Source organism: Bradyrhizobium sp., from assembly GCF_049512235.1.
Taxonomy (GTDB): Bacteria; Pseudomonadota; Alphaproteobacteria; order Rhizobiales; family Xanthobacteraceae; genus Bradyrhizobium.
In genome coordinates this window covers 1-8,942 of sequence record NZ_JBEKXH010000272.1, presented here as the reverse complement: position 1 = coordinate 8,942, position 8,942 = coordinate 1, and the positions used below count along the sequence as shown (strand labels likewise).

General features: G+C 63.5%; 10 protein-coding genes. 2 read left to right on the top strand and 8 right to left on the bottom strand.

The features are described from left to right. The 6 genes from ABSG20_RS22605 to cobS all read right to left on the bottom strand — a co-directional run. Window positions 1-764 (bottom strand): oxidoreductase (locus tag ABSG20_RS22605; RefSeq protein WP_423866735.1); only part of this gene is annotated, 764 nt, incomplete at its 3' end. A 74-nt stretch (window positions 765-838) separates the two neighbouring features. Then, window positions 839-1,126, bottom strand: coding sequence for a tripartite tricarboxylate transporter substrate-binding protein (locus ABSG20_RS22600; RefSeq protein ID WP_423866734.1), 288 nt, complete (start codon window positions 1,124-1,126; stop codon window positions 839-841). Between the two features lie 54 nt (window positions 1,127-1,180). Then, window positions 1,181-2,221, bottom strand: coding sequence for an esterase-like activity of phytase family protein (locus ABSG20_RS22595; protein WP_423866737.1), 1,041 nt, complete (start codon window positions 2,219-2,221; stop codon window positions 1,181-1,183). Window positions 2,222-2,459: 238 nt separating this feature from the next. Beyond that, window positions 2,460-4,358 carry a cobaltochelatase subunit CobT gene (gene cobT, locus ABSG20_RS22590; protein ID WP_423866733.1) on the bottom strand — a complete coding sequence of 633 codons (1,899 nt, stop codon included), beginning with the start codon at window positions 4,356-4,358 and terminating at the stop codon, window positions 2,460-2,462. A gap of 36 nt (window positions 4,359-4,394) precedes the next feature. Then, window positions 4,395-4,805, bottom strand: a complete 411-nt coding sequence (locus ABSG20_RS22585; protein ID WP_423866732.1) for a GNAT family N-acetyltransferase — start codon at window positions 4,803-4,805, stop codon at window positions 4,395-4,397. 4 nt (window positions 4,806-4,809) lie between these two features. Next, the gene (cobS, locus tag ABSG20_RS22580; protein WP_423866731.1) at window positions 4,810-5,820 is read right to left on the bottom strand and encodes a cobaltochelatase subunit CobS; all 1,011 of its coding nucleotides are present in this window, start codon (window positions 5,818-5,820) and stop codon (window positions 4,810-4,812) included. A gap of 366 nt (window positions 5,821-6,186) precedes the next feature. Between cobS and ABSG20_RS22575 the strand changes: the two genes are divergently transcribed. Next, window positions 6,187-6,870: a DedA family protein gene (locus ABSG20_RS22575; protein WP_423866730.1), complete on the top strand. Its 684-nt coding sequence runs from the start codon at window positions 6,187-6,189 to the stop codon at window positions 6,868-6,870. A gap of 175 nt (window positions 6,871-7,045) precedes the next feature. Here ABSG20_RS22575 and ABSG20_RS22570 read toward each other — a convergent pair whose 3' ends face one another. Next, window positions 7,046-7,708, bottom strand: coding sequence for a J domain-containing protein (locus tag ABSG20_RS22570; RefSeq protein WP_423866729.1), 663 nt, complete (start codon window positions 7,706-7,708; stop codon window positions 7,046-7,048). A gap of 125 nt (window positions 7,709-7,833) precedes the next feature. On the opposite strand from ABSG20_RS22570, the gene ABSG20_RS22565 reads away from it, so the two are divergent. Beyond that, window positions 7,834-8,109, top strand: coding sequence for a BolA family protein (locus ABSG20_RS22565; RefSeq protein ID WP_423866736.1), 276 nt, complete (start codon window positions 7,834-7,836; stop codon window positions 8,107-8,109). Between the two features lie 477 nt (window positions 8,110-8,586). On the opposite strand, the gene ABSG20_RS22560 is transcribed toward ABSG20_RS22565, so the two are convergent. Then, the coding region (locus ABSG20_RS22560; RefSeq protein ID WP_423866728.1) for a transporter associated domain-containing protein at window positions 8,587-8,942 on the bottom strand (356 nt) is incomplete at its 5' end.

The following is an 8,942-nucleotide window of genomic DNA, read 5'->3' as shown; positions in this document are numbered from 1 at the left end:
TTTTTCAGCTCCTTCGCAAACTCGATGGTCTGGGTGAGGTCCCAGCCGCCCTCGACCCAGTCGGTGGCGGAGACCTTGACGCCGATGGGCTTCTCGGCCGGAAACACCGCGCGCACCGCCTCGAACACTTCCAGGGGATAGCGCATGCGGTTTTCCAAACTGCCGCCATACGCGTCGGTGCGCTTGTTGGCGATCGGCGACAGAAACTGATGCAGGAGATAACCGTGCGCGCTGTGCAGCTCGAGGGCGTCGATGCCGAGCCGTTCGGCGCGCTTGGCCGCCGTCACGAACGCCTCGCGCACCCGCGCCATGCCGAGCCCATCGAGCTCCAGCGGTGCCAGTTCACCCTCCTTGTGCGGCACCGCAGAGGGGCCCTCCGTCTGCCAGCCGCCTTCCGAGAGAGGGATCTGCTGGCCGCCGTTCCATGGCACGTGGCTGGATCCCTTGCGGCCGGCGTGCGCCAGCTGCATCGCGACCTTGGTCTTCGAATGCTTGCGCAACGCGGCCAGAATCGGCCGCAGCGCTTGTTCGGTCGGGTCGTTCCACAAGCCGAGGCATCCCGGCGTGATGCGGCCGATGGCTTCCACATGCGTGGCCTCGATGCAGAACAATGCCGCCCCCGACAGCGCGAGCGTGTTGATGTGCACGAAGTGCCAATCATTGGCCGCGCCGTCTGTGGCCGAATACTGGCACATCGGCGCCACCATGATGCGATTTTGCAACTCAAGGCCGCGCAGTCGGATCGGAGAAAACAGGGCGCTCATAGGGATGTCCTGACCGGAGGGAGGAACTCGCTGGCCTCTATTTAACGAGCCATACCGCCTTCCTCAACTGCCGCTCAGTTCGCCGTGATGCCAGTGGCCTTGACCACTGCGCCGTTGGCGGCGATGTCGCGCTTGACGAGATCGTCCATCTGCGCAGGCGACATCGGCGCCGCCTCGACCCCCATCTTGCGCAGGCTCTCCTGCGTCGCCGGATCGGTCAGAACCTTGACGCCAGCGGTGTGAAATTTGTCGATGATGTCGCGCGGGGTTTTCGCCGGCATGAAAACCCCGATCCAGGTCGCGCTGTCGGCATCGACGAGGCCGGCCTCGATCGGCGTCGGCACGTCGGGCAGTTCGGCCACGCGATTTGCGCTGCCAGAAGCATTCCGGGCCGCGGCTCGCGCCGAAAGCACCGTTCACTCCATCAGCTTGAATTGCAGCAGCAGCGTGCGCTGCAGCAGCGAGAAATTGTCGTCGGAGACCATGGTCAGCACGGTGTCGCCCTCCAGCGAAACGTGGGCGTCGATGCCTTCCATGTTGTCGATCTCTTCGCCCGGATCGGCCTCGAAGATCGTGGGCCCGTCGACCACCGCGCCCGGTTTGAGCGATGACAGTGCGATGCGCCGGATCCGGATGCCGACGCCGTCGACCAGCGAAAACTTCCGTTCCAGCACCAGGAGATCGCCAGATGCCAGCAGCACCGCGTCGCTGATATCGAACTTGTCGCTGCGGCGAACGCTGAATTGTCCCGGCGCCGGGCCGCCGACCAGAAAGGCGATCAGGTTGCCTTGGGCATCGAGGCCGCGTTCGGAGATCGCGATCAGTGTGCCGGCGAGCGGCAGGCCTTTTGGCACGAAGACCAGCGCTTCCAGGCCCTTGTTGAACGGCAGCTTGCGCACTGCCGGAGGCATCGGGAACACTTCGCCCCGCGCGCGCGTAAATCCCCGGCTGAAATCGAAGCGCAGCACCTGGTTGACGCGTTCGAGGCCGATATAGACCAGGGAACCGTCGATCGCGATCGATTCGGTATCGAACCAGCCGCGCGTGGTGATCGGCCGGCCATCGGCCCCGAGCATCGGCGCTGCCTCGACGTCGGCAAGCCCGGTCATCTCGCGGCCGTGATAAAGGATGCGGCCGGTGAGCCAGCTGCCCCTGTCGCTGAAGGAGATGAAGCGCTCGCCCTTGGCATCGAACCGCCATCCCGACAGCCCGCCAAAGCCGGGGAACGGCGAGGTCAGGACCAGCCCGCTGCGAAACTCCAGCGACCCGAACCGCATCCGCTGGTGGTCACGGGTATCAAATGAGGGGATCGGCCGGGCCTTGACCTCGATGGGAACCGGTGCGCCGTCCAGTGAGTCGCCTGGCGCGAGCGGCGTGGGCGCATCGGTGGCGAACTGCGCCCGCGCCACATCAGGCATCGCTTGCGCCGCAAGCGCCGCCGCAGTGGATTTCAGCATACGGCGGCGGGAGATGTCCAACGGCTAATTCCTTATCCCGCCGTCGTCATTCCCCGATGCGCAATTGCGCATCGGAGGATGGGCCTTGGGTCGGCAATTGCCGACCTCAGGCGCGCAGGCCCGGAATCCATAACCCCTGCTCGTGGTTGTGGATGCCGGGTTCGTTCGCGGAGCCTGTGATCGGCCGGCCAGAGGCCGGACCCGTTGGCTCACGCCCCGGAATGACATCTTGATTGAGTTACGAATGCAAGCGGCGCCGCGAGCCGGTCTTGGCGGTTACAGGGCCGTGGGTTTCGCTGAACAGCTCGGCGAGTTTCTCGGTGATGGCGCCGCCAAGTTCTTCGGCATCGACGATGGTGACGGCGCGGCGATAGTATCGGGTGACGTCGTGACCGATGCCGATTGCGATCAGTTCGACCGGCGAGCGGGTCTCGATTTCCTCGATGACGTAGCGCAAATGTCGTTCCAGGTAATTGCCGGGATTGACCGACAGCGTCGAATCGTCGACCGGCGCGCCGTCGGAAATCATCATCAGGATCTTGCGCTGCTCGGCGCGGCCCAGCAGCCGCTTGTGCGCCCAGTCCAGCGCTTCGCCGTCGATGTTCTCCTTGAGCAGGCCCTCGCGCATCATCAAGCCCAGATTCTTGCGCGCGCGCCGCCACGGCGCGTCGGCGGATTTGTAGATGATGTGGCGGAGATCGTTGAGGCGGCCGGGATTGGGCGGCTTGCCGGCAGCGAGCCACGCCTCGCGCGATTGCCCGCCCTTCCAGGCCCGCGTGGTGAAGCCCAGAATTTCCACCTTGACGCCGCAGCGTTCCAGCGTCCGCGCCAGAATATCGGCGCAGGTCGCCGCCACGGTGATCGGACGGCCGCGCATCGAGCCGGAATTGTCCAACAGCAGCGTCACCACGGTGTCGCGGAAGGTGGCTTCCTTTTCGTGCATGAAGGACAGCGGATGATAGGGGTCGGTCACCACGCGCGACAGCCGTGCAGGGTCGAGAATACCTTCCTCGAGATCGAACTCCCAGGCGCGGTTCTGCTGCGCCATCAATCGACGTTGCAGCCGGTTGGCGAGCCGCGCCACGATGCCCTGCAGATGCGCGAGCTGCTTGTCGAGATAGCTGCGCAGCCGTTCCAGCTCATCGTGGTCGCAAAGGTCTTCGGCCGCGATCACCTCGTCGAATTTCGGCGCGAAGGCGTGATATTCCGGACCGCGCGGCTCGTTCGCGCCGCGCGAATTCGGCCGCGTCGCTTCGCCCGGGGTCTCGTCGTCGCCGAGTTCGCCGTCGTCGAAGGTATCGCTGGTGGAAGCCTGCGCGCTTTCCATCGCGCTCTCCGACATCTCGTCCGCGGTGGCCTGGGCCTGGTCGGCGCTCATTTCCTGGGCGGCGTCGCCGTCGGGCGAGCCTTCGGCGCCTGACTGGTCGTTCTCGCCGTCGCGGTTCTCGTCCTCGCTGTCGTCCTCGTCCGCCTCGGCGTTGCGTTCGTCGCCGAGTTCGAGCGCACTCAAAAGATCATGGATCGCATCGCCGAATTTCGCCTGGTCCTCGGCAACGCGGTCGAGCCGGTCGAGCCGCGCGCCGATCTTGTCCTCCAGCACCGGACGCCACAGCTCAACTATCTTGCGGGCGGCCGCCGGCGGCGCCAGTCCGGTCAGGCGCTCGCGCACCAGCATTGCCAGCGCGTCCGACAGAGGCGCATCGGCGCGGTCGGTGATTTCGTCAAACTTGCCGCGATGAAAATGATCGTCCAGCATGGCGGTCAGGTTTTTGGCGACGCCGGCCATCCGCCGCGATCCGAGCGCTTCGACCCGCGCCTGCTCGACCGCTTCGAACACGCCGCGCGCCTGCGGATTGCCCGGCATCAGCTTGCGGTGCACTTTCGGATCGTGGCAGGCGAGTTTCAGCGCGATCGAATCGGCGTGACCGCGCACGATGGCGGCATCGCGCCTTGTCATCTTGCGCGCCGGCTCGGGCAGCCGCGCCTTGCCCGGCGACAGCCCCGGCCGCTCGGCGGCGAAGGTCACTTCAAGCTCGGGCTTCTTCGCAATCGCCTTGAGGCACGCGGTTACCGCGCGCTTGAAAGGCTCGGTCGGCGCTTCCTTGGATCCGGTGCGGAATTTGGTGTTGGTGGTCATTCGAAGCCTCTACCGAAGTCCTTGCGTCGCCCGTCCCTACAGCGCCTTGGTCAGCCAGTGCCGCGTGACGCCGCCTGGGTAACCGTCGATGGCACCGAACGCCTCATAGCCGCAGGCACGATAGAAGGCTGGCGCCTGGAAGCTCATGGTGTCGAGATAGGACCGCACCGCGCCAAAACGCCGGGCCTCCTGCTCGATCTTTTCGATCAATGCCGAGCCGTGGCCATGGCCGCGAAACCGCTGCTCGATCCAGAACAACTGGATGAACAATACGGTCATCCAGACCTCGCCGACAATGCCGCCGACGATCGCCTCCTTATCCCGCAGCGAGATGGCGAGGCGGCGGTATTTCTGCTTCCCCATCTTTTCGTCGTTGTAGCGGATCAGTCCGCCGAGCACCGCGCGCTTGGTCGCTCCGATCGTGCGCTCGACGGAAACCGCTGGCATCGCATCAGCTCATCGCCACGTTCACCGAGGATTCCGCAAGTTCGGTGTTGAAGCAGCGCTGATAGAATTCGGCCACCAGCGGCCGTTCCAGTTCGTCGCATTTGTTGAGGAAGGTGACGCGGAACGCAAAGCCGATGTCGGTGAAGATCTCGGCATTCTCCGCCCAGGTGATCACTGTGCGCGGGCTCATCACCGTCGACAGATCGCCATTGGCAAAGGCGTTGCGGGTCAGATCGGCAAGCCGCACCATCTTGTTGACGATGTCGCGCCCCTCCTGGTTGCGGTAGTGATGGGCCTTGGCCAGCACGATCTCGACCTCCTCGTCATGGGCGAGGTAGTTCAGCGTGGTAACGATCGACCAGCGGTCCATCTGGCCCTGGTTGATCTGCTGGGTGCCGTGATAGAGCCCGGAAGTATCGCCGAGGCCCACCGTGTTGGCGGTCGAGAACAGCCGGAAGGCCGGGTGCGGCTTGATCACCTTGTTTTGGTCGAGCAGCGTCAGGCGGCCGGAGACCTCCAGCACGCGCTGGATCACGAACATCACGTCGGGACGGCCGGCATCGTATTCGTCGAAAACCAGCGCAATATTATGCTGCAGCGCCCAGGGCAGAATGCCGTCGCGGAACTCGGTGACCTGCTTGCCGTCCCTGATAACGATGGAATCCTTGCCCACCAGGTCGATCCGGCTGATGTGGCTGTCGAGATTGACGCGCACGCAGGGCCAGTTCAGCCGTGCCGCGACCTGCTCGATATGGGTCGACTTGCCGGTACCATGATAGCCCGTGACCATGACGCGCCGGTTTTTGGCAAAGCCGGCGAGGATGGCGAGCGTGGTGGCGCGGTCGAAACGGTAATCGACATCGATATCCGGGACATGCGCATCGACTTCGGAATAGGCTGGGACCTCGAGATCGCTGTCGATCCCGAACACCTGCCGCACCGACACCTTCATGTCAGGCAGACCGGAAGGCACCCCGGCAGATTCTTGCACTTTGGTCATGGCGGCGGTCGTCATTAATCCTCCGAGGTCCCGGGTGCTCCCGAAACCGTAATTTGGGGCATGGCTGCGGATGGGTGCTGAAGCAAACCTAGCAGAGAGCAACGACTGGCAGAAGCCCGCGGCCCAATCAAAGTTCCGTTGTTCTATCATCAAGGTAGGTACTGGCCCCGGATTTTGGAAGGCTGCCCTGCGAATCATGCCGCACTGCCCGCTCAATCCGGGCGCCAGCCAGGGATCCCTTGGGCTTTGATCCTCGTTGCCCCCAAGTCCCGAAGCCCGCGCGGTCAGCGGCCCCCCCTCGCGCGTCTGAACCGCCACGCCGGCCGCGAGTTATGTTAGGTGTGCGGCTGCCCTGGACCAATTGCCAAACGCAGGAAATTTGTGACCTCATTCATCGATCCATTGATTGCGTTCGTCTCGGCACATGCGTGGCTTGCCTATTTGACGCTGTTCCTTGCGGCCCTTCTGGAAGCGGTTCCGGTCGTAGGCTCGGTGATTCCCGGCTCGACCATCATTCTGGCGCTGAGCGCGCTGGTGCCCGGCGGCGAACTGCGGCTGCAATGGGTGCTTTTGGCCGCGATCGCCGGCGCATTGCTCGGCGATGGATCGGCGTTCTGGATCGGGCATCGCTCACAGCGCGAAATTCTCAGCAACTGGCCGCTGAAATCATATCCGCGCGTGATCGCCCAAAGCGAGGCGTTCTTTCATCGCTGGGGAGCGCTCGCGGTGTTCTTTGCCCGCTTCGTGCCACCGATCAGAGCCTTCGTGCCGATCACGGCGGGTGCGCTGGGCATGCCGCCGGCAAGGTTTTACGCCGTCAATATCCCTGCGATCCTGCTGTGGGCACCCGCACATGTGCTGCCGGGCGTGCTGGCGATCACCGCGCTACATGAATATGTTGGTATTCCGCGTCACCAGGGGATCGGCAAGTTCTATTGGATAGTGGCGGTGATCTCTGGCGCCTTGAACGTCGCGCTGTCCACCTGGATGATCCGGCGCCGCCACGGCGCGGCGGCGAACGAGCCGGCGGCGGAGCAGATTCGAAAGGATTTCAGACAGGGTTAGGGGTAGACAAGGCCGCCGCAATACAACGGCTGTCATCGCCCGACTCAATCGGGCGACCCGTTATTCCAGAATGGTCGCCGTAACCAACTCTGGTCACGCAGTTCGCTTCATCTGCTGCTTTCAGCGTTTACTGGGTCGTCCGATCAAGTCGGGCGATGACAGCCGGTGGGGCCGGCTAGCTCGCGCCGCGCACGACCGTCTTCAAATAATTATACGCCTTGATGATCTCGATCAGGCGGTCCTCGGTGGAGCGGTCGCCGCCATTGGCGTCGGGATGGTGTTGCTTGACCAGCGCCTTGTATTTTGCCTTGACGGTCTCCAGCGTCGCGTCGGAGCCCAGTCCCATCACCTGCAGCGCCTTGCGTTCGGCGTTGAATATTTTCCGGGTCTCGCCCTTGGTCTCGCCGGCGGCCCCACCCGGGCCCGGCCGCCAGCGGCCGCGGCCGTTGAGCTCAGAGAACATGCTGAATGGATCGGCGGCGCCTTCCAGATCGGCCTCCGCGCTGCCCTTGCTCTTCTTGGCGCTGGCATTGGCGCCCATCTTCCAGGTCGGCCGATGGCCGGTCAGCGCATCCTTCTGGTAGCGCGCAACCGCGTCCGCATTCATGCCGGAAAAGAAATTATAGGACTGGTTGTACTCGCGGACGTGATTGAGACAAAAGTGCCAGTATTCCTTGTCGTTGGCGCGGCCCTTGGGCGCGCGGTGCGGACCCTTGTTCTTGCAGTCCGGCCATTCGCACAAGGCGGACTCTTCACGCGCCTGAGCCTGCTGCTTGGCGCTCAGCTTGTTGGGCTTGATCCGGATGGAGTCGAAGAATTTCGATGAATCGATCGGCATGGCTGACTATGACAACGCAATGCGAAAAGCTTCAAGTCTTGACATTGCGAAACTCTCACTCCGATGCGCCATTTTTTGCAGGTGCGCCATTGACGAAAGGCGGTCACGGACGTATTGCCGCCGCCATGAGTACCAAAGATGCTATCATAAACAAGTTGCGTGAAGCTTTCGCACCGCAAAGCCTCGACGTCAGCGACGAATCACATCTGCATGAGGGGCATAGCGGCCACCGGCCGGGCGGCGAGACGCATTTCACAGTCAATATTGTATCGCCGGCCTTCCAGGGGAAGAGCCGGATCGAACGCCACCGTATGATCAATGCGGCACTGGCGGCGGAACTCGCCGGTTCCGTGCACGCATTGGCGCTCACCGCCCAGGCACCGGGGGAAGCGGGCGGTTGAAATTCCACCCCCGTCATATCCCGCGAAAGCGACCATGGGGTATCCCTAGGCATCCCTGACTTCAATGCGGGAACCGGAACGGGGCGGCGTACGCAGTCCTCTGCTGGCCCCGTCATCTGGCGCGTATTCGCGCGGGGCGTGGGCCGCTTATTTCGCCTTTATGACGCAAGAGTACCGTTGGTCTGGAATTCCTATGCCACCCCTTTCATATTCTGTCGCAGAAATCGGCTCGCAACTCGCGGGCGCAGGGTAATTCTTCTTATTTGGTGCGACATGAACGATCATGCAACGGACGATGCGAGCCCGTATTCTCCCCTGACCTGTATCCTGCTGCTCTTGGCGACCGCAGTAGCCGTCAAGATCGACGCCGCAACCCAACTGTGCCAGCTGGTTCAAAGTTCATGCCAGCTGGCACAGAATTGGTGACCGGGACGCCACCGACTGTCGACGGTGCCTGATCTGCGATGGCCGGTGTTTCTAAAACGCGGTCCCAGCCCGCTTTGGCTTTTTCTCCTCGACCTCGGCCTCGCGCGGCACTGCCGTGATCCGCAGCGCGGTGATGCGGTTGCGCTCGCGGCGCAGTACACGGAAGCGGAAACCATGAAAGGTAAAACTCTGGCCGCGTTCCGGGATCGAGCGCGCCTCGTGGATCACGAGGCCGGCGACAGTGGTCGCCTCTTCATCGGGCAGATGCCAGTCCATGGCGCGGTTGAGATCGCGGATCGGCACCGAGCCGTCGACCACCACCGAGCCGTCGGGCTGAGCGCGGACGCCGGCCACCACCACGTCGTGCTCGTCGGAAATATCGCCGACGATTTCCTCCAGAATGTCTT